We start from the raw sequence: 24,981 nt of genomic DNA, 5'->3' as shown, positions 1-24,981 counted from the left end.
GATCGAAGGCCAACGCATCTCACCACAAATATGTTTAGTTAATCGACGGCTTAATCCTTTACCGCCGTCCTCTAGCTGCCTGGTCGCGACGAACCGTCGGAGCAGAGTAAACAGCGCAATTGGGAATCATCCGCGGGTCTGCCAATCTCGCCGGTAAGGCTCGTGGTAGTGCAGACACATCCTCAGCCCTTACAATTCCTGATGTGCGGGCGACCGCCGTTGCCTGCACTGGAAAAACCTTCGCACATGAGCATCTCATTCCGGCAGCAGAGCCTTGCCCTCGAAGCGGGCCACGGCGTGACGCACGACCTTGGCGATCGCCTCTTCCGAAAAGAACCCCCCGGGGATCAGGCAGCGCTCTACTAAAACGCGGCGGAAGGCGGCGAAAGTCTCTTCATCGGGCGCAACTGGATTTTGCCAGAAGGCATCAAGGCCGTCTTGGTTGGTAATGTCCGGAATGTCGTAAACTGCGTGGCCAAGAGCCACTACCGGCACCCCCATAGCGAGGCCGAGCGTGCCGCTGGTGCTGTTCACCGTGACCATTCCGCGTGCCCGCTGGGCGACGGGGACGATGTCGCCCCAGGGCAGGTAATCCACACGGTCCCCCACGCCGAAGCGCGCAGCCATGTCGGCGGTCTCCTGCTGCCAGTCTCGCACACCGTTATCAAGCGGGTGTTCCTTTACTACCAAGCGAGTATCTGCCGGCGCATGTCGAGCGAAGGATTTAACGATCATCTGCAAGGCCGGGCCGATGCCGGTGAAGGGCGAGTGCAAGCGGATTTGTGCGTCAGAATCAAGTTGCAGCGGGAACAGGAAGTAAGGCGCGCCCGATGCCTCGAGGTCTGCGATTAGTTGTCCGCTGTAAGCTTCGCGCTCCTTGCGCCGGCGCAGCTTGCGGAACCAACCCACGCCCTCGACGGCCGGATGCCAGGGCCGGTGGTTGTTCCAGTGTGGATAGTGCCAGCGGGTCAACACGTCGGTCGCATTGTAAAGTAAGCCTTCGGTCGCGCGGCGGCGGAACGAGGCGGGGACTTGCGCATGCGGCGGCACCGGGGGCAGGGCGGCAGCCGTCTCGCGGTACCAAGCCGGGTCGCGCGGCAGTGAGGAATGGCCGTTGACGCCGCCGAGCTCCAGCGTAACCCAGTCCGGACGAATATAGCCTTCCTCGAACACATGAACCGGGATGCCGAGCCGGCGGCAAACCTCGATTGCGGGCCGATGGTAGTCCCGGCAATCACCGAACAGCGTCACATCCGTAATGCCGCGCTCGCACACCAGCGCTTCGAAGTCCTGTGGCCATTCATCGAGCGATCCGCGGTAGTCGATCCCGTTGGGAAGGCGCCAGAACAAGCGATCGCCGCCATTGAAGTTGACCTTGTGCACCGTGTGCCCAGCTTCCATCAGCCCTTGACCGAGGCGGCGGAACAACGGCCCCATCAGGCCCTGGAGCATCATAACGGTACGTTTTCCGGTTCTGGGGGGGAGGTCAGACATCCTCAGAAAATCGCTCCATCATCACATTCGGGAGACGCAGTGCTCCTCGACCTAGTCACCGACACGAAGAGACGGGGCTAAGATTTAAGCCGTTAGTCCGCCGTACGAATCGCGGCAAGTGCCGCCTTCGCTCTCGGCTCTTTCACATCCTTTAGACGTAGACGTTTGATGACAACCTTGGCGTCATCCGCAGAAACGCGGTCGAACAGAGCACGAGCAAGGTCTAAATGCGCCAGGCTAACGACGATCGACTGGCTGCTGTTTCGCAGATGTGCCTCCTCGGAGCGCTTATGCTGCGCGGGCTGGTTTGGCGAAAATGATAGCAGAATCACGGTTTCTTGAAAAATAATGCCCTATTTACTCGCGGTTTTACGGCTGCTTGAGGCAATGTCGCAGTACTAACAGAATTTGCCCTTCACCTCTTGTCTAGCTCGCAGTTCGTCGAATGCAAACCTGTCATACTCGGTGAACCTCCGCTCCTTCTGGAACTCCCTCCACCCGAGCGAAACTCCGTCATCCACAGATTAATCTTTCCGCTGCCCGAATTTGACAGCGGATATCCGCCGAAAAGGTAGCGGCTATTATCTTTAGCATCGTGATCCTCGTCGGTGAGTGCGATCATGCGTGCCGCTGAGCGGGTCGACCTGATCAAGGACTTATTCTTCAAGGGCTTGCGCTAATCGTGCTTCGTGAAGTCCATCACGCGAGCCATTGACTGTTCACCTACCCATCGAGCGCCTGACGGCTTTTTATAGATGTCACTTAAATGCCCCGCGCACGCAAGCCCTTTCACAAAAGGTTGGAAATCCGGTCTACTTGGTCGCTGAATTCGGGGAATGGCCTCAGGTTTCCAGCCGGGAGGCCGTCATAAAGAGTATAGCAACGGATAAGATACTCGCGTAGCCCCATCGGCCGGTAATCGCCCACTGCGCGAAATTCATAGCTACCCGGCACCCCCAGTGCCTCGCCGATCTCGGGGTAGACCGCGAAGATTGCGCTGCTTGCAAGATTGTCTTGAGGGATCAGGTCTGAGCGGCGCGGCTCCAGCCCCGCCGAGGAAAGGAGCGCTGAGGCCATGTCGTACAGCGGGCCGATGCGCGGGTGATTGTACGAATACATGAACGCGCGCTCGCGGCCCCAGTCGCGAAAGCGCGTCCGGATGTCGAGGCCGCAGGCGTTGAACTCGGCTAGCAGACGGTCCCGCTCGCGAACCCATAAGTCCAGATAGCCGCATGTTTCATAGAATGCGCCGTTAAAGTATTCTTGCGCATCGGCGACGGCGAGACCCTTGCGGTGACAGGCGAAAGCGATAGCAGAGTGGTAATGGCTCAGCGGCCCTGACAGCGGCCGACCGCGATCAAAGATGTAGATAAGATCCGGGTGATAGGCGCGGAAAGTGACGATTGGCAACTCGACATGTGCTGCGATTCTTTCCAGCTTGGCCTTGCGAACTTCCGGTCGGATGCCCGGATAAATTAGCAGCTTGTCGAACTTTCCCATCAGCGCATTCAGGCGCATCGGCCGCGCCTTGAACATCCCAGGGTCGAGCGCGGTGACGACAACTTCAGGGGTCTGCGCTTGAATGCAGTTCGCCAGTCCCATGGTCTGGCAGTTCGACATGACGAGCCACTGCTCCACGTGTACTATGTCCTTGCTCGTTCGAGGATTTCCTCGTCGCACACAATATCTCGCGCCCGCTGATGGCTCCCCATTGAATGGTCGAAGGGCGAGGCGAGAATGGGCTGAGCGGCGCTTTGGCCGTCGCCCTCGGCATAATGACGCATGAAACAGCGAATCGCATGGGCAACGCCCAACGCGTTCACGTTCCGGCGGTCCTCCTCATAATAAAGGCCGCCCGAAAAACTGCCGGTGATGATCTCGTAAGACGGGAAATAATCCACCCAGTCAAAATTGCGCGTCGCCATTTCTGCTGCAACGCGCAGCACCGATTTGCTGTAGGTGGTCGACAATAAGACCGACTTATCCTCATACGTTGCGATTAGCGGCACCGGCGAGACAGTCAGCAGCACCTTGCAGGCGGGGTTCACCCCATGAAGTTGCTCTAGGAATGCGATGAGCGCGCCGCTCGTATCGTCCACGCTGAAGTTCACGAATTCGTGCAGTTCGGGATCGAACCGCCCGCCGACGACTCCCGGCGCTGCCGAGAGCACCGTACCATCTTCACGCAGACGCCACGCCTCGGTCAGTCCCAGCGTGAAGACGAAAACGTCCGCTTCTAGAAACATGCGGCGCACGGCGGCTATATGCTTCTGACGATCCTCCCTGGCGGCATCGGCGCTGGCGAAGCCGCGCGGCTCAGCTTGCTGGCGCAGCGGGTCGATGTAACGACCGTCCGGGCGCTGCCAGGGCGCGAGGTCTACCGCACGCTTCCCGAATGCTTCCTCGAACAGTTGGAGCAGCTGGACGGTGGTATAGACATTGCCGTAGCGGGCAGAGAACACACCATAGCCGCCGCTCTCGTCTTGCGGACCGGATGCGCTTTCGACCACGAGATAATTGAATCCGGCTTTCGAGATCGCGCGCGAGATGTGCTGGGCAAAGCAACTGCCTGCCGTTGCCACCCGTGCATCGCGGCCGATCGTAAAGCGCGGATGCGTCACCGGATCGACCAGATGCGGCTCGATCGCAGAAACGGAGCGGTTCCAGAATTGATAATTCGGCAGCCCGGCGTAGGGATGGGGCGGCTTTTCAAAGTCGGACATGGCGGAAATTTACGCGCGTCAAGAACGCACCGGAATGATGCAGCGTCACGCTAGACGAAATCCATGATGCTCTACAAGCCATTGACGCATCTGGTTTTCACTCATTTCCAGTGCTGAGATCGATTGCATCAATCCAAATAGATTTGCGGTTTTCTCAGTTTGATAGTGCCAGTGGCCCGGAGTTCAGCTTTCCAGTCCGGCCTGCTGGCATCCTTTGCCGTGTCACCGTTCCGTCAGGCGAATCAGAGTGATTCGAAGCGACAAATCAGAATCGAACCAAGTATTTCTTTCTTGACAAAGGTATATTCAATGGATCGATTTGGCGAAATGTCTGTGAATATCTCAATAAAGCAGATGCATGCTTAGGGAATGTGACTCACGCTACCTCCACAGCGTCTTTCACTATAACCCTATCGATGACCGCCTTCAGCTTGAATGCGGAGCCTGGGGTTTCGGCTAACCTCGATTTTTCCGACTTTCCTTCGATCCCGCGGCTGGCATTTCCGCAACAAGCGTTTTTACGCAACGAGGCCACGTGTTGGATGGAAACTTGAACGTGGAGCGCCCGCCTCCGGTTTCAAGAGGCGCGGTCGCGCCGGGTGCGCATGCTTCGGCGTGACCGCGTCTTGTGTTCGGAACTGCCCGCCGGATCAGTTTCCGGTGCCGCTTGCCATATCGATGAAGGCATCGATGTCGCGCGTCATTTGGGCGTGAGACTGAGGCTCCACATAGACCATGTGGCCGGATTCATAATATTTGAACGTCAGATTCCCTCGCGCTTCAGGGGGGAGAGACATGTGCTTCAGGTCGTACTCCGCGCCGGTGAACGGGGTCGCCATGTCGTAATAGCCGTTGAGTGAGAGCACCTTGAGATTGGGGTTTTCACGCATCGCCTGCGAGAGATCGAGCGCCGTATCCGCCAGCGCCATCTGGCCGCGTCCACCCGGCGCACGGTGCTTCTGATCCCATTTGCCGCCGCCGATCTCGGCGTAGTAGTTCGGGCGATAGACCAGTGGAGTCTTGTAGCGCAGAGTGCCGAAGAGGTAGGAATTCAGCGCGCCGATATAGGAGCCGCTGAGCGAGCGGTCGGCGGCGTCGTATTCCGGCGCGTCGCCGGCATCATCTACGTCCGTCCCGGTGAAGCGGGCATCGAGACGGCCGATCGTCTTGCCCTGATCGCGCAGCAATTCCTTACGGAATCGCGAGAGATCGACGCGCAGATCGTTGCGCAGGATGAACTGCTCGGAAAGGCCCGTATAGGCGCTCATCTGGCGGGCGATGGCTGCCTTTTCCTCGGGGGTGATGTCCGAGCCTTTCAGCAGGGCCGAGGCGTAAGGACCGAACGTCCATTGCCGCACCTCGCTGAGCCAGGGTTCGAGCGTCGCCGGGCGATTCTGGATGCGGCCGTGATACCAGGCATCCGCTGCGTAGCTGGGCAGGTACGTCAGGTGGATCATGTCGTAGCCCGGCTGACGCACGCCGTAGTTCAGGATCGAGGAAAGCAGGATGACACCGTTCATCTGCACGCCGCGATCCTGGAGCTGATAGACGAGACCGGCGGAGCGCAGGGTGCCGTAGCTTTCGCCGAACAGGAACTTGGGGCTGTTCCAGCGGTCGTATCGGGTCAGGAAGCGGGTGATGCCGCGCGCGAAGGCATCGATGTCCTGGTCTACACCCCAGAATTCCGGTCCCTTCGCCTTGCCGATCGGGCGCGAGAGGCCGGTGCCTATCGCGTCGAGGAACACCACGTCGCTATGGTCGAGAATGGTGTTGGGGTTTGGCACGACATGGAACGGCGCATTGGGCTGCGCGCTCGGCAAGGGCGTCTCGACATGGACGGGCGCGACCGATCCCATGTGCAGCCACATCGAGGAGGAACCAGGCCCGCCGTTATAGGCAAAGGTGATCGGACGTTCTGCGGCGCCTTTCGCCCGATCGGCGATATAGGCGACGTAGAACATGCTCGCGACCGGCTCGCCGTTGTCGTTGCGGATGGTGAGCGTGCCGGGGGTCGCCGTGTAGCCGATCGTCTTGCCGTGCACCGTGACGCTGCCGCGCTGGGGCTGGGCCTGCTCGGCGAGGGGGGCGGTTGCCGTATCCGGGTCCTGTTTCTCTTCTTCGTGCTTTTTGCCGATGTCCTGTTTCGCATCATTGGGGGAGACGGCAAGGGCACCGACCGGGCTGAGGAAGATCGCCGCGGAGGCGGCAAGAAGAAGGGGTTTCAGAAGCACGGCATGGCCTTTGCGGGAAGAGTGGAAAGGAGGAATTCCGGAGGTCAATGGAGGTCCGGGAACGGATTCTTGCCGCCCTCGGCGATCCACTGATCCATCTGCTGTTCGACGACGGGGAGGGGAACCGAGCCCAGGCTCAGGTACTTGTCGTGGAACCAGCGCTGATCGAAATTGGCACCCAGAGCCGCTTCGGCCTTGGCCCGTTCCTTGCGGATCATCAGCTCGCCCAACTTGTAGGCGAGCGCCTGGCCGGGCCAACTGATGTAACGATCGACTTCCGTCTTGATCTCATGGGGCGACATCGCCGAATGGTCGGTGAGGTAGGCGATCGCCTGCTCGCGGGTCCAGCCGTAATGGTGAATGCCGGTATCGATCACCAGGCGGGATGCGCGCCAGATCTCGTAGGATTCGCGGCCGAATTCCTCATAGGGCGTGCGGTAGATGCCGATCTTGCCGCCCAGCCATTCGGTATAGAGACCCCAGCCTTCGCCATAGCCCGAGAAATAGGTCTGCTTGCGGAATTCGGGGCGCATCGGCAGCGGCGCTTCGCGCGCGATCGCGGCCTGAAGGCTGTGGCCGGGGTTGCATTCGTGGAGGGTAAGCGCGGGAATCTGATACAGGGGCCGCTGCGGCAGATCGTAGGTGTTCATCATGCAGCTATCGAGGCCGCCGCGCCCCGACGTGTAGAAGGGGGCGATCGCATCGGGCACGGGCTTGATGGAGAAGCGATAGCGGGGCAGGAAGCCGATGGTGGTCTTCAGCAGGCCGTCCATGCGCTTTGCGGTATAGGCCGAGACGCCCATCAGTTCGTCGGGTGTGCGGGCGTAGAATTGCGGATCGGTTCTCAGGAAATGGAAGAAGGCCTTGAGGTCGCCCTTGAAGCCCGCTGCCTCCTTGGTCTTCTCCATGTCGCCAGTGATGCGCGCGACTTCGGATAGCCCGATCCGGTGGATTTCCTCGGCGGTCAGATCGGTGGTCGTATATTCGCGGATCTGCGCCTGATAGAATGCCTTGCCGTCCGGCATCGCTTCGGCGGCAAGCGAGATGCGGGTCTGCGGCAGATAGGTACCGCGATAGAAGTTGAGCAGCCTGACGTAGGCGGGCCGGACCTCGTTCGTGATGACCTGACGGGCATCGGCCTGTATCGCGGCGCGATCGGCGGCGGCGATGGTGTCGGGCAGGTTGGCGAATGAAGCCCAGAAGGGGCTTTTCTCGGGATCGGTGCCGGTGAAGGCTTCGATGGACTTGTCGCGCCCTGCCAGGGTGACGCGCGGTACGCTGAAGCCTCGCTTCAGGCCGGCGCGCATATTGGCGGTCTGCTCGTCGAAATAGCGCGGCAGGTCGCGTAACTTGTCTAGATACCGGCGATAGGCGGCTGCATCCCGCAGCGGGCCGCCGATCGCCACGCCAGACCAAAACTGGCTGTCGGAGTTGAGCGGCATCTCCCAGGCGCGGAACCGGCCTTCGGCGAGGAACGCTTCCAGGCTGGTGCGGAATACCGCGGCATTGATCTTCTCTTCGGGCGAGAGCTGCGCTGCGGGGATGGCATCGAGACTTGCCAGCGCCTTGCGCCAATAAGCGATCCGCGCTTCCTGACTGGCCGCATCGACCTTGGGGAAATGATCGACAGGCCGTTCTTCGTCGTCCTCCGACTGGGCGAACTGCTCACCCCGCCATTTCCATTCGGCTTCGTAGAGGTTCCGGAAGCGCTGGTCGGCGGTCTCGGCGCGAGCGGCGCTGCCCGAGGTGGAATTCAGGATGAGCAATCCGGAAAGCAGTGCGATAGCGGTGCGAGAAGCAGACATGGGACTCCCTGGCCAATGAGGATCGGCGGAAGGCCGAGATCGAATGCCCGTCTTGTTTGCCCGCCTGAGGCGTCGGTATCGTTCCGGCTCAGCCGGATACGGCACCAAACCCCGATCTGCTTTTGCTATTATAACATATACGTATTGGCAAGGGAGGCTGCCTGGCTGGCAGTGTCGGAATAAACCCCGGTCGCTGGGCTTCCAGCATCTTGGGAAGGTAGCGGCCGGGGCGGATCATGCGGGAAATCAGCCTTCGGCGGAAATGACCTCGATCGCGAGCGGATCGGCGCCCGAGGCGATTTCGAGCAGGCGGTCGACATTCGGATGGGCGCCGGGACGGTTGCGGGCATCTTCCACATGCTCGGCGAACACGGCCATGCCTGCCTTGGCCGCATCGGCATCGAGGGTGCCGAACTGCTGCTTCAGGTATTGATAGACTGCCAGCGAGCCTTGCTTGCCCGGCTGGTTTTCGATGATCGCAACGACGGTGCCATTGCCGTTGACCAGGTCGATCCGCTCCAGGCCTTCGATGGAGGGCAGTTGCGAAAGGTTTTCCTTGAAGGTTGCGCTTGGTTGGATCGGCGCTGGCATTTCGAAATCTCCTGAAGTGATCGTTTGCAGGCGCTGTTACACGATCCTGTGCCCCCTTCAATCGACGCGGCGATCACCTGATTGCGGTGGGAGGGGGCGCCTGTTCGATCGTCACGCCGACGATGCGCCAGGCACCGTCCTCGCGTTCGAGCGAGACCGTTTCCAGCATGTCGGCGCCCTTGGCGTAGTCGGTCCGGAACTTTACCACCTGATAGCCGTAAGGCGGGGCGGGCAGGTTTTCCTCGCTGACGAACGTTCGCGAGATCACCGCGCCCAGCGGCGCGCGCACCTTGTGGGAGGTTGCGGCCCAGACCTCGGCGGTGTTCAGCTTGCGAAAGGCCTTGCCGGTCGCCCTGTAGCTTTCGTCCCAGCGTTCCTGATCGACCAGGGCCAGCCATCGGCGGGCGGCATCGGCCGCTTCGGAGCCGGGGTTTGCGGCAGATGAGGCTGCGAGGGGAGCGGGCGGGGCTGCCGTGTCGACCTGTGACAGGGCGGCAAGGGCGAGAAGGCTGAGCGCGATGCCCATGAGCAGGACTCCGAGAATGATCGGGAAAGCGCGGGTTGTGCGCGCCGCGCCGCCGATCGGCGCCTGCTTCTGATCCATTGCGGACGGGGCCGCGTCGTCCCCTATTCTTGCGTCCCCCAGAGAATGGGGGGAGGTCGGAACCGCCTCTGCGCTTTCCCGTTCCAGCAGGAGCCGCGCGGCCTCGCGGCTGCTCGATACGGTCATCTTGCGCCGGACATCGCGGAGCCGCTCGTTGATCGTATGGACGGACAGGCCGAGGCTGGATGCAATCGACTTCGCATCGTGGCCGCGCACGATCAGGCGCAGGGTCTGCTTTTCCTTTTCGGTGAGTCCCCAAAGGTCTTCGTGAGCCGGCATTTTCATACCCTCCGCGACCTAAGGTAACCTCAGTGGGAGCGGCTACCCCGAAAAATTTGTACCCCGTGTTTCGGGGGGGGTAGGGCTTCCGCCCACACGTCCTAGGCCGCCAGGGCTTCCGCGCGGCCGTCGAGAACCACCCGGTTCCGCCCGTCGCGTTTAGCACGGTAGAGCGCGGCGTCGGCGGCCTTGACGAGGGTGGAGCCGTCGCGTTCCATGCTCTCATCCCAGGTCGCGATACCGAAGGACATCGTCGTCGAGCCGAGCGTGCGTCCGCCCTGGCTGACCATCAGCTCGCTGATCGCCTGGCGCACGGCTTCCACCCGGTCCGCGAGAACCGCCGCCGATGTGCCGGGCGCGATGATCGTGAACTCCTCGCCGCCGAACCGGCAGACGACATCGCCGTCGCGGAAACGGGTGCGCATCTCCGCCGCGACGGATTGCAGTACGGCGTCGCCCGCCTCATGGCCGAACTCGTCGTTGAAGCGCTTGAAGTGGTCGACATCGCACATGACCACGCTGAGCGGGCTGCCCGTGCGCGAGGCCCGCGCGATTTCGAGGGCCAGCGTCTCTTCCATGTAGCGGCGGTTGAACAGGCTGGTGAGCGGATCGCGAATGGTCTGTTCGCGCAGGCCCCGCTGGAGCCGGTGGTTGACGAGTGCGGAGGCGATATTCTCGGTCAAAACCGTCAGGCGGAAGCGGCTTTCCGCGCCGACGACGCCCCGGAGATAGAGCACGCCGATCACCTCGCCGCCCGCCAGCAGCGGCTCGCAGTGGTAATGGTCGGCCTCGTCGCCGACGTGGGCGCAGACGATATCGGAACCCGCCTCGATCACGAAGTGGCTCTGGCCCCGGCGCAGCGCCCAGCACTGGTCCGGCGCGAAGCCCGCCGTCTCGACCTCGATCCCGGCCCAGGCGGCGATCGGCACGAGGAGGTTGCGCGAATTGTTGTGGGCATAGAGTGCGCCGGGAATTTCGGGCAGCACGCGCGGCACGAAGACGCGGATGATCGCGGCCAGTTCCTCGTCGGTGCGGGCCGCCTGCATGCGGTGGGCCATGCCGCCGAGAAGTTCGATCACTTCGCCGCGTTCGCGCAGGACATCGGCGTTGTCGCTGAGTTCCAGGTTGGCGACGCGCAGGCGCTCCTCGCTGTCCACCTGGTCGGCGACGGCGGCCTGGAGTTCATCCGCCATGGCGTTGTAGCCGCCCGCCAGCCGTTCGAATTCGCTCGATTCCATCCGGGCATCGATACGGGCGCTGCGGTCTCCCGCGCCCAGTTGTCCCATCACGGTCATCATCGCGTCGACAGGGCGGCGGATGCGGCGGATCAGGGCCGTGGCCATCAGGGCGATGAAGATCACCGCGAGAGGCGTACCGATCAGCACCAGCCAGCGGATGTAGTTCAGGCGGCGCTCCACCGCGTCCATCCGCGAGACCGAAAGGGCGCGCTCCTCGTTCAGCAGATCGCCCACGCGGGCCTCTACCAGCAGCATGAGGTAACGGCCGCGGCCATTGGCGGTCAGCGCCTGGGCCGCGGCGAAATCGTTTGCGCCGGTGAGTTCGGCGGACTTTTCAAGGCTGGCCGCACGCTCTTCGATCAGCGAGCGAATCTGGCGCGAGCGCTCCGATTGCGAGGGATTGTCGGCGGTCAGGCGGACGAGTTCGGCGGCCTCCTGCCGAGACGCGGCGATGTCGGCGGCGACGGTCTTGCCGAATTCGGCGTCACGGGTCAGCACAAAGCCGCGCTGGCCCGATTCCGCCTGCTGTAGACGGCCGAGCGCGCGGTTGGCGGTCTTGAGGACTTGCGAGGAATGGGTCACCCAGGTCAGGCTGCTGCGCATTTGCGCGGAACCGTCGAGCAGCAGCCCTGCCAGTATCGCCAGCATCAGGCACAGGATGCCGCACAGCACCACGATGCGATTGGACAATGATCCGACCAAGGGAAGCTCCGTTTTCCGCACAGGGTTCGCCTTTGGTCAATCGTCGGCGAGATGCAATCCTAATCGTTTGTATATATGGAAAACCTTGGATTTTCCCAGCCGATCCCGCATTTTTCTGAATCGTCGGGTGATTTCGCTCGATTGGAAAATGCTTCAGCGCCAGATTTCCTGTTCTTCCTGCCAGGCGGGGAACATCGAAAGATATTGCACCACACGCGGCCGATCGGCGCGATTGGGGCTGGCGCCGTGCGGAAGTTCGTGGCGGCATATTATGAGATCGCCAGCCCGGCCGGCGATCGGCACAGCCTGATCGTCGAGATCGACCTGGCGCGGATCGCGATCTCCCAGTTCGTCGAGCCAGGTGTCCAGACGGCGATGGAAGCCCGGTACCAGGCGAAAGGCGCCCTGGTCCGACGCGGTATCGGTCAGATAGAGTAGGCCGAACAGGCCGAAAGGCACCGGCCTGTGCAGACTGCAATCCCAGTGCAGTGGGGAAGCCCGAAAGGGCGCCTCCGGGGTGACGGGCGGGCTGAAGCCGAGCCGGTCGATGCTGGGCCAGAGATCCGCGGTGCCCCATAGCTGCGCGAAAGCCTTGTGCACGCGCTCGCCATGCCGGGTGGCGTCCTGCTCCGGGCTCTGGAAATGCTGGAGCATGATCCCCTGCGGCCGGGAGGCATACCATGTGGCGGGATCGCCGGGCAGGGCCTGTGCGCGTTGCCACGCCAGTTCGGCCAGCGCGGTGACAGCGGCAGGGGCGATGGCATTGTGCAGGACTGCATAGCCGTCCCGCTCCCAGCGCGCGAGTTCAAGCGCGTCGAGCACCGGCGGCATGAGGTCGACGGCATCGCAGCGATCCTGCGTTGCCTCCGGGGTGGGAAACCCCTCGATCGAGGCTATATAACGGCCAAGCGTGTCAGGGCGTGGCAATCCTGCCACCTCGATGATCCAGCGCCGGAATGCCTCGGGCGAGGGGCGGGTCCGTGCCAGCCAGGCCATCGTCTGTTCGAGACCCAGCCCGAGCATGCTGAGCATCACGCGGGTCTGGCCAGGGCTTACCCGTCCACCGACTTCGCCCAGCACCTGGGCACGAAATGCGTCGAGCCCCGGCACGTCGGGGAATGGGGGATCGTAAGGCTCGCTCAGATGCCGATTCATGCGGTACCTGGTGTGCGCTCAGGCATGGGTCTTGATCCATCCGCCTGTGAACGGGGTGTCCGCCGTTCTATCGCCCGATCGGCGCGCCGCAATGGCGATGCTTTCTGGGCGACCGGCTTGAAGGTGAAATTCCTGAAAATATGTGCTCCGATCAGGAACGGGCGTCCTTGCCTGAGGGGCGCGCCGATCGGGTCAGGACGGTGGAAAGGGAACGCATCTGCATTCCCTTTCCTTCATCCATCAGTTGCCGCTGCAGGACGTTGCGCCCAGCGTCTGGCAGGAAACCAGCGTCGTCGATGAGTCCGATCCGCTATCCGTTGCGGTGCTGAGAGTGACCTGATTGGCCGTCGGGCGCAGGTTGGCCGTGAAGATGTAGGGCAGGAGATTGCCTGCAGTGGTTACCGGCGATCGCGGCGTGACGGTGAGGTCGGCGCCGGTGTAGGTGATGGTGTAGTTGCCGCCTGCCGTCAGGGAACCCTGGGTGATGGCGTAGGCGCCGGCGTTGCTGGTGGTGGTGGCATCGGTACCCAGCGCGCCGACGAGGGCATTGCCATTGACGAGTCCGTCGCCGCCAAGGGTGTAGGTCAGCGCCGGGTTGGCATTGCCGTAGAGGCGCGAGAGTGCGTCGGCGGTGACGGTGAGGCTACGCGGCGTGACGGTGAGGTCGGCGCCGGTATAGGCGAGCAGGTAGTTGCCGCCAGCGGAGAGCGAGCCCTGACCGATGGCATAGGTGCCGACATTGCTGGTGCCGGTGGCATCGGTACCGAGTGCGCCGGAGAGTGCGTCGCCATTAACGAGTCCGTCGCCGCCAAGGGAGTAGGTCAGCGCCGGGTTGGCATTGCCGTAGAGGCGCGAGAGTGCGTCAGCCGTGACGGTGAGGCTGCGCGGCGTCACCGTAAGATCGGCGCCGGTGTAAGCGAGTACGTAGTTACCGCCAGCAGAGAGCGAGCCCTGGCCGATGGCATAAGCGCCGACATTGCTGGTGGCGGTCGCATCGGTACCCAGCGCGCCGGAGAGGGCGTCGCCATTGACGAGCCCGTCGCCGCCAAGGGTGTAGGTCAGCGCCGGGTTGGCATTGCCGTAGAGGCGCGAGAGGGCATCGGCGGTGACCGTGAGGCTGCGCGGCGTGACGGTGAGGTCGGCGCCGGTATAGGCGAGCAGGTAGTTGCCGCCAGCAGAGAGCGAGCCCTGACCGATGGCATAGGCGCCGACATTGCTGGTGGCGGTCGCATCGGTGCCCAGCGCGCCGGAGAGGGCATCGCCATTGACGAGGCCGTCGCCGCCGAGGGTGTAGGTCAGGGGCGGGTTGGCATTGCCGTAGAGCCGCGAGAGGGCATCGGCGGTTACCGTGAGGCTGCGCGGCGTCACCGTAAGATCGGCGCCGGTATAGGCGAGCAGGTAGTTGCCGCCAGCGGAGAGCGAGCCCTGACCGATGGCATAAGCGCCGACATTGCTGGTGACGGTTGCATCGGAGCCTAGCGCGCCGGAGAGGGCGTCGCCATTGACGAGGCCGTCGCCGCCAAGGGAGTAGGTCAGGGTCGGGTTGGCATTGCCGTAGAGGCGCGAGAGTGCGTCGGCGGTGACGGTGAGGCTGCGCGGCGTAACCGTAAGATCGGCGCCGGTGTAGGCGAGCAGGTAGTTTCCGCCAGCGGAGAGCGAGCCCTGACCGATGGCATAGGCGCCGACATTGCTGGCGTCAGTGGCATCGGTGCCCAGCGCACCGGAGAGGGCGTCGCCATTGACGAGGCCATCGCCGCCGAGGGTGTAGGTCAGCGCCGGGTTGGCGTTGCCGTAGAGGCGGGAGAGGGCATCGGCGGTTACCGTAAGGCTGCGTGGCGTAACCGTAAGATCGGCGCCGGTGTAGGCGAGCAGGTAGTTTCCGCCAGCGGAGAGCGAGCCCTGACCGATGGCATAGGTGCCGACATTGCTGGCGCCAGTGGCATCGGTACCCAGCGCGCCGGAGAGGGCGTCGCCATTGACGAGCCCGTCGCCGCCAAGGGTGTAGGTCAGCGCCGGGTTGGCATTGCCGTAGAGGCGCGAGAGGGCATCGGCGGTGACCGTGAGGCTGCGCGGCGTGACGGTGAGGTCGGCGCCGGTATAGGCGAGCAGGTAGTTGCCGCCAGCAGAGAGCGAGCCCTGACCGATGGCATAGGCGCCGACATTGCTGGTGCCGGTGGCATCGGTACCGAGTGCGCCGGAGAGTGCGTCGCCATTAACGAGTCCGTCGCCGCCAAGGGAGTAGGTCAGCGCCGGGTTGGCATTGCCGTAGAGGCGCGAGAGTGCGTCAGCCGTGACGGTGAGGCTGCGCGGCGTCACCGTAAGATCGGCGCCGGTGTAAGCGAGTACGTAGTTACCGCCAGCAGAGAGCGAGCCCTGGCCGATGGCATAAGCGCCGACATTGCTGGTGGCGGTCGCATCGGTACCCAGCGCGCCGGAGAGGGCGTCGCCATTGACGAGACCATCGCCCCTAAGGGTGTAGGTCAGGGTCGGGTTGACGTTACCGTAGAGGCGCGAGAGGGCGTCAGCCGTGACGGTGAGGCTGCGCGGCGTCACCGTAAGATCGGCGCCGGTATAGGCGAGCAGGTAGTTGCCGCCAGCAGAGAGCGAGCCCTGACCGATGGCATAAGCGCCGACATTGCTGGTGCCGGTGGCATCGGTACCCAGCGCGCCGGAGAGTGCGTCGCCATTGACGAGGCCATCGCCGCCGAGGGTGTAGGTCAGCGCCGGGTTGGCGTTGCCGTAGAGGCGGGAGAGGGCATCGGCGGTTACCGTAAGGCTGCGCGGCGTAACCGTAAGATCGGCGCCGGTGTAGGCGAGCAGGTAGTTTCCGCCAGCGGAGAGCGAGCCCTGACCGATGGCATAGGTGCCGACATTGCTGGCGCCAGTGGCATCGGTACCCAGCGCGCCGGAGAGGGCGTCGCCATTGACGAGCCCGTCGCCGCCAAGGGTGTAGGTCAGCGCCGGGTTGGCATTGCCGTAAAGGCGCGAAATTGCATCAGCCGTGACGGTGAGACTACGCTGCGTGACGGTGAGATAATTGCCGGTGAAGACATTGATGTCGTAGTTGGGATTGCCCAGCGTTCCCAGCGTGATGACATAGGTTCCCACGCCGCTGGTGCTTGTTGCGCTGGTGGCGAGGCTGCCCGAGAGGGTGTCGCCGCCGAGGAGACCGGCGCCGCCGACCGAGTAGGTCAGCGTCGGGTTTGCATCACCGTAAAGCCGAGAAATCGCATCAGCCGCCACCGAGATCGAGCGCGGGGTAATCGCCAGATTTGCTCCGGCAAAGCTCACGACGTAGTTGCTGCCGGCCGAAAGCGTACCCTGGGCGATGGCGTAGTTGCCGACATTGCTGGTGCTGGTTGCGCTGGTGGCGAGTGCGCCGGTCAGCGTATCGCCGTTGACGAGGCTGCCGCCGACGACCGTGTAAGTCAGCGCCGGATTGGCATCGCCGTAGGTGCGGGAGGCTGCATTGGCGGCAAGGATGAGGTTGCGCGGCGTGACGGTCAGCGTGCCGGTGGCCGAGCTGTCCACGGTATAGCCGTTGGCGCCCGTCAGGCCCGAGAGGGAGATCGTGTAGGTGCCGACATTGGCCGTGGCAGCGCTTCCGCTGGAGGTGGAAACGGCTGTGCCGGTCCATAGGGTGTCATAGACACCGCTCTTGTAGGCGCCGCCGACGCCCTCGCGTATGCCGCTGATGCTAAAGCCACTGCTCAAAGAGAGGCTATCGCCATAAGTCTTGAACTTGCTGCCCGGCGTGAGCACCAGAGTGCCCGCACTTTCGGCAAACACGTAACGATTGCCGACTGCCGAAACGTTCGTGCCGAGCAAGGTCGCCCAGATCGGGGTATTGTCGCTGTCGAGGTTGCCGTAGATGTTGTTCAGCGCATCGGGCAGGTAGACCAGCCAGCGGCCGCTTGCAGTAAGCGCCGAGGCTCCTGCCAGATTGATGAAGTCGCCGGCTGCGCTCAGCGCGATGTTGCGCGCCGTCACGCTGCCGTTTGCCGCGATCGTCAGATTGCCGCCCGCGTTCACCGTTACGTCGCCGAGGCTCGAGCCGGCAAGCATGGCACTGTCGATGGTGAAATCGCCGCTTATGGTGACGAGCGAAGCCATGTTCATGTCGTATGTGGGCAGGATGCCCACCGTCGTCAGCACCGCCGTACCCAGTGCGGTCGAACTGGTCTGGCTCGTGGTTGTGCTGCTCAGGCCGGACTTTACCCATAGCCCGCCAAGGTTGCCCTGGGCGCTCAGCGCGATCGAATCGCGGTAGTCGATCCCGCTTATGATGGAGGCGCCGCTCAGCGTAAGGGTCTGGCCGATGCTGCTACCGGCCGCGATCGTGCCCACGGGCAGGATCGTGTAGTAATAGCCGTTGGCCGCAGTGGCCATGGTGCCGCCCGCCAGCACCGAGCCGCCGCTGTAGAGGTTGACGATGGCATTGGCGGCGCCCGCGCCGCTGCTCGTATAGGCGGTGCCGGAAATCACCTGCACGCCGTCCGGGAAGAAGCTGGCGAGATAGGGGTAGAGGCCGTTCGCGCCGCCGGCGAAGGCGGAGCCGAGGCCCGTTGCGACGCCCGACTGGAGTTGCTCGGTGGTGAGTCCGGTGCCGCCGCCGGAACTGGTAGTCCGGCCCGTCGTGCCGGTGTCCCAGTAGCTCGACTGGACGGAGCCGCCGTTGCTTCCGACCAGGCCGCCGCCGATGCCGGAAGTGCCGTTGATCGCCCCCGTCGCGTAAGTGCTTACAATGGAGCCGTTGTTCTGTCCGACAATGCCGCCTACCGTGCCGTTGCCGGTCAGGGCCGCGGTGGAGTAGGCATTGCTGACGAGGCCGCTCTGCGCCCACCCGACGATGCCGCCGACATAGTTGAGGCCTTGCACAGAGCCTGTCGTATAGACATTGGTGATGAGGCCGCCGTCGTTATAGCCTGCGATGCCGCCCACGACGTTCGACGTGCTGCTGATCGAGCCGCTGACGACTGCATTGGCAATGGTGCCCAGATTGTAGCCGACAAGTCCGCCTACATAACCGAATGCGCTGTTTGCCGAGAGGCCGGACAAACTGATGTCGCGGATTGTACCGCCGTAATCCATTATGCCGATCAGACCGATGAAATCGGAAGAATTGGCAATCCGAAGGTTGGAAATCGTGTGTCCCAGTCCCTCCAGCGTGCCGTAGAAGTACGGTATGGCCGCGGTGGAGTACGTGCCCGACGCCGTCAGATTCGTGGCCAGCGCGTAGCTCCCTGAACTGCCGTCCAGTTCCGCCAGGTCGCTCATCGAGTAGAGCAAGGTATAGGCCTGGCCGTTGATCGACAGGCTCTGCCCGCTGTTGGGCGCAGCAGTGTAGCTGATGCCGGCGCCGTTGCCGAAGGTCAGGTTCAGCAGGCTGAAGCCGTTTGACGTGGTCGAACCGGCATTCAGCGCCACCCCGCCCGCGCCGCTCACGGTGATCGGGGCATTGATGGCGATAGCGTTCGCGGCATCCAAAGTCAGCGTGCTGCCCGAAGACCAGGTCAGCGGTGCCGCCACGGTGATGTTGCCCGCCTGCGTGCCGCTGCTTCCGGTCGAGACCGCGACGTTCGCCAGCGCCAGCGCACTTTGCAGGGTCGCGGCGTTGATGACGCTGTCATCGGCACTGGCGGTGAAGCCGCCGGTATTCGCGTCGTTCGAAATCAGGATGTTGTAGGGATCGAGCAGCAGCGTGCCGAAACGGCTGCCGCGCAAGTCGGCAAGGCCGGTGTAGTTCAGCAGCCCCGCCGAGGACACTTCGGCATTGCCGCCGGTTCCGGTGCCTGCGCCGCGCGCGGAAATCGAGCCAGCGAAATCGGTGCGCAGGTCCGACCAGAGCACGATATCGCCGCCGTTTCCGGTGCCGGTCGCATCGGCCTTGATGGTGCTGGCCGCATCGGCGCTGAGCGCCTGCGCGTGGACCAGCGTGCCCTTGCCCTGCTGCTCGCCGCCGATCAGGACGGTGCCGCCGCCGCTCGTGCCGGATACGTCGATGGTGGCGCCGGTAAGCTGGATCGCGTCGCCGGTCAGCACCACGGTGCCGCCCTTGCTTTCGAAGCCCTTGGCCTCGATCACGCCCGAGAGGTTCACCGTGGAGCGCGCGGCATCGACGGCCTGGGCTGCGCTGATGACCACGGCGCCGCCGTCGGCCACGATACGTCCGGACATGGCGATACCGCTGTCGCTGGCGGGCAGCGCCACCTGGAGGAAGCCGTCGCCCTCGAGGTCGAGCGTCGCGCGGGTGCCCGCGCCCAGTGCCACTTTGCCCAGCGGCGCAAGGATCAGCCCGCTGTTGTCGACCTTGCCGCCGATCAGCGCGGCGAAGCCGCCCTTGACGATGGAGATCGTGCCCTGGTTGACGACCGATCCGCCCCGACCGGAGACGGTGATCTCGCCGTTCATGAATTCACGGTCGCCAAGGTCCAGCGTGGAGGCGACGAAGCTCGCCGCCTTCACCGATCCGGTGGGCGTGATGAGGATGCCGTTGGGATTGACCAGGAAGACCTGCCCGTTCGCATTGACCTGTCCGGCGATCGTCGAGGTGGCGGTGCCGGTCACGCGGTTGAGCAGGGCCGAGGTCGCGCTGGGCTGGAGAATGTCGACCTTCCCACCGGCGCCGACCGAGAAGTCGTGCCAGTTGATGACGGCGCGGTCGCTTCCCTGGGTGATGGTCATGGCGCCGCCCGAGGCGGCTCCGATCGTGGCGCTGCCGGCGGCGACCTGGCCGCCGCTCGGAAGCTGCTGGGCCTGCGCCGCGACCGGCAGCAGGGCGGTGGAGGCGAGGAGGGCGAGCGCGAAAGTGCGGGTCATGGTTCCGGTGTCCTCAGAACTGGGTCAGGATGCTGAAGGAGACGCGGTCGGTTTCGCGGCGGATTCCTTCGATTTTGGCGCGGCCATATTCGAGCGAAGCGGAAATGCCCGCGCCGCTGCCGGAAGTCTGGCCGTTGAGCCGCAGGCCGAGGCCGTAGGCGGTGGCGCCGGTATTGCGGCGCTCGACGACGGTCGGCTGCTCCAGGTGGACCTGGCCATGGGCGGCGAAGCCGTAGGGGGCGATACGCGCGAACAGACCGCCGGAGCGCAGGTCGAACGGCGTCTGTACCTCGCCGCGCACCACGTATCCGCTATCGCCTTGCAGGGTGCCGGAATAGAGCGGGGAAAGGCCGTCGGCGCTGGCGATGCCGATCTGCTCGGCATTGGCCATGACCTGCCCGAACGAGGTCTGGGCATGGCCGTTGGCGGAGAGCGCGAGATGGCGGGCCAGCGGCTGCTCTATCCCGGCATCGACGGTCAGCTTCTGGAAGTCGGCATCCGTGCCCGCGCGGGACAGCGGCTGGACCGGCGTGGCATCCGCTGCCGAGCGGGCGCCCAGCGCGTCGATACCGGCCGAAACCTCCGCCCGCAGGCGGACCGAGCCGTTGCCCGGCAGGGCCGCGCGTCCGTCCACGGCGCTGCGCAGCACGCGCAGGCGGTCGAGCGAGATGGGCAGGGTCAGCGGATCGATGATCCGGACGTTTTCGTCCTGCACGTCGAAGGACACCTCGCCGATCACATTGACGGCGCGGCTGCGGATGAACGGATAGCTCAGGCGCGTGGAGAGCCGCTTGAAATGGGTGCCGAAGCCGGGCGCCGTGTCGGTATGGCGCGGCGCGGTGCGGACATCGGTGCCTTCGACATTGAGGCGCAGCCCGTCATGGCCGATCGGGACGATGGCCCCGGCAGCCAGCATGCGGTTGCGCGGCGCCGGATCGAGGAAACTGTTGTCATGGGTGACATTGGGAATACCGGCGGCGCGCAGGTAGACCGTCTCGCCCGCGCCGAGCACGTTGTTGAAGGTCACGCCGATGCCGTAGTTCTCGCGGTCGAGTGCGCTCGGCAGGCTGTTGTCCACCGACAGCAGCACGCCGATCGGGCGGTATGTTCCTTCCACCACCAGCACGGTGCCGCCCGGCTTTTCTCCAGCGGCGAGCGTCGAGCGCAGGGCCACGCCGGGCACGTCGGCGGCGATCAGCAGGCGGCGTTCGAGGTCGGCCTGGGTCATGTCCGTGCTGCCCTGGAGCGAGGCCAGGGTCGCGGCGATGCGGCGCTGCACCTGCCGGGGCAGGCCGGTCACGTCGACCCGTTCGATGAAGCCCTGGACCACCACCAGTTTGAGCGTTGCGCCCTTGTCGAGGCTCTGCGCCGGTACGGTGACGCGGGTCAGCAGATGGCCGTGACGGGCGAAATCCGCTTCCAGCGCGCGCGCGGCGGCAAATACCTCGGTCAGCTTGACCGGATGCTCGAGGAGAGTCTCGCGAAGCTCAACCAGCGCGCGCGGATCGACTGCTGCACCTTCCACCACGACATCGCCGAGTTGAAGTTCGATCGCCTCGGCTCCGGCAGGCGCCTGCGCGCCGAGTCCCTGGGGAATGACGATGGGCGCATCGACTTGCGGCGGCGGCGGCGCGAAGCTGGGCGGGGTGATCTGCGACGCGGTCTGGGCATAGGACGGCGACGGGATTTCCAGCGCGATCATCAGGATCGTCCCGCCGGCCGCAAGGCGCTTCAACATCGAAATTCTGTCCTGTCATGTAAGGAATCGCGCCGAAGCCAGAACGGCGCCGGGCGAGACGGAAAAAGTGTCTCTGATGCACGACCACAGGCGATCATCTCGACGTGCCGAATGGAGCGTTAACGTTTATATAGACGGGAAAACGTTGATTTTGCGTAACAAGCCGGTTTTTTGCAGTGGCCGGAAATCGGCGCCGATTGCCCGCCGTATTGCTGCACTCGTCTGGACGAGAGGCCGGGCCGAGCAGGGGGCCTGTTGCCGCTGAAAAACAAATTTCGCGATCGGCAGGCTGCTGCCGCAACTTTTCGCCCGGTTCCAGCGAACAGCAGGTCAGGCCGCCCGGCAGGGCGCGTCCTTCACCGCAATCGCATTGGAGAACCGCTGATGAAAACCCGAATCAAAGCCGCCCTGTCGCTTGCCATGGGTCTCCTGCTCACGGCCATGCCGACGCAGAGCTTCGCGGCGCTTGCGAAAGGAGCCAGGGCACCCGACTTCACCCTGCACGCGGCGCGCGGCGGCAAGCCGTTCGACCTGTCGCTGGCCAGGGCGCTGAAGAAAGGCCCGGTCGTTCTCTACTTCTTCCCGGCTGCCTTCACCTCAGGCTGCACGGTGGAAGCGCATCTCTTCGCCGAAGCGACCGGCGATTTCGACAGGATGGGCGCCACGGTCATCGGCGTGACGGCGGGTAACGTCGAGCGCGTCGCCGAATTCTCGAAGTCGGAATGCCGGGACAAGTTTGCGGTTGCCGCCGATCCCGGCGCCAAAGTCGCGGCGAAATTCGATAACGTGATGAAAGGCGCGAAGCAGGCGATCTCCGAGCGGACCTCGTTCGTGATCGCGCCGAACGGCACGATTCTCCTGAGCTATACGGATGGCAATCCTCAGGCCCATATCCAGAAGACGATGGCCGCCGTCCGCGCCTGGAAGGCGAAGCACGGCTGATTACGCCGCACTCTTCGTTTCGTCTTCCTCCTGCCGTCCGCGAGGCCTCAACCATGCTCGTCGCCATCCTTTCCGCCTTCCTCGGCGGCGTGATCCTCAATCTCATGCCATGCGTATTTCCGATCATTTCGCTCAAGGCCTTCGGTCTTGCGCGCCAGGGCGGCGATCCGCGCCGGATGCGGCAGGAAGGGGCTGCGTTCTTCGCAGGCACTCTGTTGGCGATGCTGGCGCTGGCGGGTACGCTTGTGGCCTTGCGGGCAGGCGGACAGGCGGTGGGCTGGGGCTTCCAGCTCCAGTCGCCGCTGGTCGTGGCGGTGCTGGTCCTCGTGTTGCTGGGGTCGGCGCTGAACCTGTTCGGCGTCTTCGAGTTCGGTCTTGGCCTCCAGCGCATGGGCCAGCAGCTGGACGGCAGGGAAGGGCTGCTGGGGGCGGCCTTGACCGGAGCGCTTGCCGTGATCGTCGCCACGCCTTGCGCCGGGCCGTTCATGGCGGGTGCGATCGGCTATGCGCTCGTACAGCCGCCGCTGGCTGCCCTTGCCATTTTTGCGGCGCTCGGTGCGGGCGTGGCGGCGCCTTTCACGCTGCTCTCCTTCAGCCCGGCACTGGCGCGGCGCCTGCCGCGTCCGGGCGCCTGGATGACGACGCTCAAGCATGCGCTGGCTTTCCCCATGCTGGCCGCCGCCGCATGGCTGCTCTGGGTGCTGGCGCAGCAGACCGGCAGTTCCGGCCTAGCGGTGATGCTCGGCTGCGCGCTGGCACTGGCTTTTGCCGGATGGCTATTCGGCATGGCCCAGAGGCAGCGAATGGCAGGACGACCTTCCGGCGCGCTCCACGGCGTGGCTGCCGCAGGAGTGCTGGCGATCGTTTTCGGTCTCTGGTCCGGCAACGGCTTCCTTGCCTCTGCCCCGCCCGAAATCGCAAAGGCATCGGCATCGGCATCGGCAGCCCCGGTGCAGAGCCGTCCGGTGCCCTGGTCGCCCGAGCGGGTCGCGGCCGAACGCAGCGCAGGACACCCGGTCTTCGTGGATTTCTCGGCAGAGTGGTGCCTCACCTGCAAGGTCAACGAAAAGGCCGTCCTTTCCACCGCTGCGTTCAAGGCCGCCCTCGCGCGCACCGGAACGACCTATATGGTGGCGGATTCGACGGGCTATGACGCGCGCATCGAGAAGGCTATGATGGACCTCGGACGATCCGGGCTGCCGCTCTACCTCGTCTATCCGGCGGGGGGCGGCGCTCCGGTGATCCTGTCGCAGGTCCTAGATACCGGGACAGTCGTGGCGGCGCTCGAAGCGGCTGCGGGCGGGAAGGGATGACGGCGATGATGAAATCCCGATTGCCGGCAGCGGGCACCTCGTAGCCAGCACGTGCCGGACGACCTGCCCCTCGAAGACGAATGGCCACACCTCATGCGCCGTGCGCAGGATGGTGACCAGCGCGCCTATCGGCTCGTCCTGCGCGCCGTGGTTCCGGCGATCCGCATTCGCGTGCGCCGCCGGATCTTTGACGAGACCCTGATCGAGGATGTCGTGCAGGACGTGCTGATCGCCGTGCATCGCCTGCGGCATACTTACGACCCTGCGTTGCCGCTGCTGCCGTGGATTTCCGCTATTGCATCGGCGCGCACGATCGATGCGCTGCGGCGGCAGGGCCGCTCCCGCAGCCGGGAAGTACGTGACGAGGCGGCGCTGGCCTTGGCTGTCGATACCCGTGCCGCCGCCGCTTTCGAGCGGGTCGGTGCCGAGGCGGAGCTTGACGGAATGCTTGGCCTGTTGCCCGAAAGGCAACGCGAGATGGTGGAAATGGTGAAGCTGCGCGAAATGTCGCTGGATGCGGCGGCGCAGGAGAGCCGGCTTTCGGTATCGGCGGTGAAGTCCCTGCTGCACCGCGCGATCGTGAAGCTGCGCGAACATGGAAAGCAGACACATGGCTGATCATGCAACGCTCATCGATGCGCTCAGCGCGGATGCCGGTCCTGTCCGCCGCGTCTCCCCGGCATGGATGAGAACGCTGCTCTGGGCGCCGCTGGCGCTGGGGCTGGGCTATCTGGCGACCAATCTCGTGCACCGTAGCAGCACGAATTGGTCGGACCCGCTCGCGATCGTCGCCGCTGCCAATATCGTGGTTTCGCTGATGCTCGGCGTTGCTGCGTTCATGGCGGCACTCTCCGTCAGCATTCCCGGAGGCGCGGTTCGGGGGAAGGTCTGGATTGGCGGCGGCGTGGCGGCATGGCTTGCGCTGGCGGCCTTCAGCATCGCGATCTCGGACGATCCGCGCGGCGCGCTGGGCGAGGGCAGCTATTGCTTCACGTTCATCGTGACCGCCGGCCTCCCGATGGTCCTCGTCGGAATCCTTGCTCTCAGGCGGACACGTTCGCTGAAGCCGGTCCGGTCGTTGGGCCTGGCTGGCTTGGGGGCGACGTTCTTCTCGTTCGGCCTGCTGGCGTTCTGCCATCCGGTAGAACTCTCGGCGATGGATTTCGCCGCGCACCTCGTGGCCGGGCTGCTGCTGGGTGGGATCACCGTGCTGCTGGGCCGCAGGGGTATCGCGCTGTCGCGGGAGCGGATGCGGCACGCCTAGGACGCGAAGCTGCCATTTCGGTGCGCTGGATCGCTCCAGGCGGTGTGCGAGGAGCGACTAGGCGGAGAGTCCGTCAGATCATG

At 64.2% G+C, this 24,981-nt stretch carries 15 protein-coding genes; 4 read left to right on the top strand and 11 right to left on the bottom strand.

The genetic code is table 11. The features are described 5' to 3' along the window. Positions 1 to 255 precede the first annotated feature (255 nt). The 11 genes from ACZ1II_RS22255 to ACZ1II_RS22205 all read right to left on the bottom strand — a co-directional run bounded on the left by ACZ1II_RS22255 (position 256) and on the right by ACZ1II_RS22205 (position 21,379). A complete protein-coding gene (locus ACZ1II_RS22255; RefSeq protein WP_465145727.1) occupies positions 256 to 1,455 on the bottom strand; it encodes a capsule biosynthesis protein in 1,200 nt (399 codons plus the stop codon). An 828-nt stretch (positions 1,456 to 2,283) separates the two neighbouring features. Further along, complete coding sequence (locus ACZ1II_RS22250) at positions 2,284 to 3,132, bottom strand: WcbI family polysaccharide biosynthesis putative acetyltransferase (protein WP_465145726.1); 849 nt, start codon at positions 3,130 to 3,132, stop codon at positions 2,284 to 2,286. Positions 3,133 to 3,137: 5 nt separating this feature from the next. Continuing rightward, positions 3,138 to 4,217: a GSCFA domain-containing protein gene (locus tag ACZ1II_RS22245; RefSeq protein ID WP_465145725.1), complete on the bottom strand. Its 1,080-nt coding sequence runs from the start codon at positions 4,215 to 4,217 to the stop codon at positions 3,138 to 3,140. A 650-nt stretch (positions 4,218 to 4,867) separates the two neighbouring features. Continuing rightward, positions 4,868 to 6,442: a S10 family peptidase gene (locus ACZ1II_RS22240; protein ID WP_465147366.1), complete on the bottom strand. Its 1,575-nt coding sequence runs from the start codon at positions 6,440 to 6,442 to the stop codon at positions 4,868 to 4,870. 50 nt (positions 6,443 to 6,492) lie between these two features. Continuing rightward, a complete protein-coding gene (locus ACZ1II_RS22235) occupies positions 6,493 to 8,253 on the bottom strand; it encodes a DUF885 domain-containing protein (RefSeq protein WP_465145724.1) in 1,761 nt (586 codons plus the stop codon). Positions 8,254 to 8,499: 246 nt separating this feature from the next. Then, positions 8,500 to 8,844: a DUF2322 family protein gene (locus ACZ1II_RS22230; RefSeq protein ID WP_465145723.1), complete on the bottom strand. Its 345-nt coding sequence runs from the start codon at positions 8,842 to 8,844 to the stop codon at positions 8,500 to 8,502. Positions 8,845 to 8,917: 73 nt separating this feature from the next. Beyond that, a complete protein-coding gene (locus ACZ1II_RS22225) occupies positions 8,918 to 9,733 on the bottom strand; it encodes a helix-turn-helix domain-containing protein (RefSeq protein WP_465145722.1) in 816 nt (271 codons plus the stop codon). A gap of 95 nt (positions 9,734 to 9,828) precedes the next feature. Next, positions 9,829 to 11,613, bottom strand: a complete 1,785-nt coding sequence (locus ACZ1II_RS22220) for a diguanylate cyclase (RefSeq protein ID WP_465147365.1) — start codon at positions 11,611 to 11,613, stop codon at positions 9,829 to 9,831. Between the two features lie 207 nt (positions 11,614 to 11,820). Next, positions 11,821 to 12,822, bottom strand: coding sequence for a phytanoyl-CoA dioxygenase family protein (locus tag ACZ1II_RS22215; RefSeq protein ID WP_465145721.1), 1,002 nt, complete (start codon positions 12,820 to 12,822; stop codon positions 11,821 to 11,823). A 240-nt stretch (positions 12,823 to 13,062) separates the two neighbouring features. Further along, positions 13,063 to 19,641, bottom strand: a complete 6,579-nt coding sequence (locus ACZ1II_RS22210) for an MBG domain-containing protein (RefSeq protein ID WP_465145720.1) — start codon at positions 19,639 to 19,641, stop codon at positions 13,063 to 13,065. A 13-nt stretch (positions 19,642 to 19,654) separates the two neighbouring features. Continuing rightward, entirely contained in the window at positions 19,655 to 21,379 is a 1,725-nt protein-coding gene (locus ACZ1II_RS22205; protein ID WP_465145719.1) for a ShlB/FhaC/HecB family hemolysin secretion/activation protein, read from the bottom strand. A 384-nt stretch (positions 21,380 to 21,763) separates the two neighbouring features. On the opposite strand from ACZ1II_RS22205, the gene ACZ1II_RS22200 reads away from it, so the two are divergent. From ACZ1II_RS22200 to ACZ1II_RS22185, 4 genes are read left to right on the top strand one after another with little or no spacing between them, the layout of a single operon-like run. Further along, positions 21,764 to 22,321 carry a peroxiredoxin gene (locus ACZ1II_RS22200; protein WP_465145718.1) on the top strand — a complete coding sequence of 186 codons (558 nt, stop codon included), beginning with the start codon at positions 21,764 to 21,766 and terminating at the stop codon, positions 22,319 to 22,321. Positions 22,322 to 22,374: 53 nt separating this feature from the next. Next, the gene (locus ACZ1II_RS22195) at positions 22,375 to 23,634 is read left to right on the top strand and encodes a protein-disulfide reductase DsbD family protein (protein ID WP_465145717.1); all 1,260 of its coding nucleotides are present in this window, start codon (positions 22,375 to 22,377) and stop codon (positions 23,632 to 23,634) included. A gap of 51 nt (positions 23,635 to 23,685) precedes the next feature. Then, positions 23,686 to 24,252 (top strand): sigma-70 family RNA polymerase sigma factor, encoded by a 567-nt coding sequence (locus ACZ1II_RS22190; protein ID WP_465145716.1) that lies wholly within the window; start codon positions 23,686 to 23,688, stop codon positions 24,250 to 24,252. After that, positions 24,245 to 24,898 carry an NrsF family protein gene (locus ACZ1II_RS22185; RefSeq protein ID WP_465145715.1) on the top strand — a complete coding sequence of 218 codons (654 nt, stop codon included), beginning with the start codon at positions 24,245 to 24,247 and terminating at the stop codon, positions 24,896 to 24,898. Before ACZ1II_RS22190 ends, ACZ1II_RS22185 begins: the two co-directional genes overlap by 8 nt. Positions 24,899 to 24,981: the final 83 nt, after the last annotated feature.

The sequence above is a fragment of the Novosphingobium sp. BL-S-20 genome (assembly GCF_055521635.1).
This window is presented reverse-complemented; position numbering and strand designations above follow the sequence as displayed.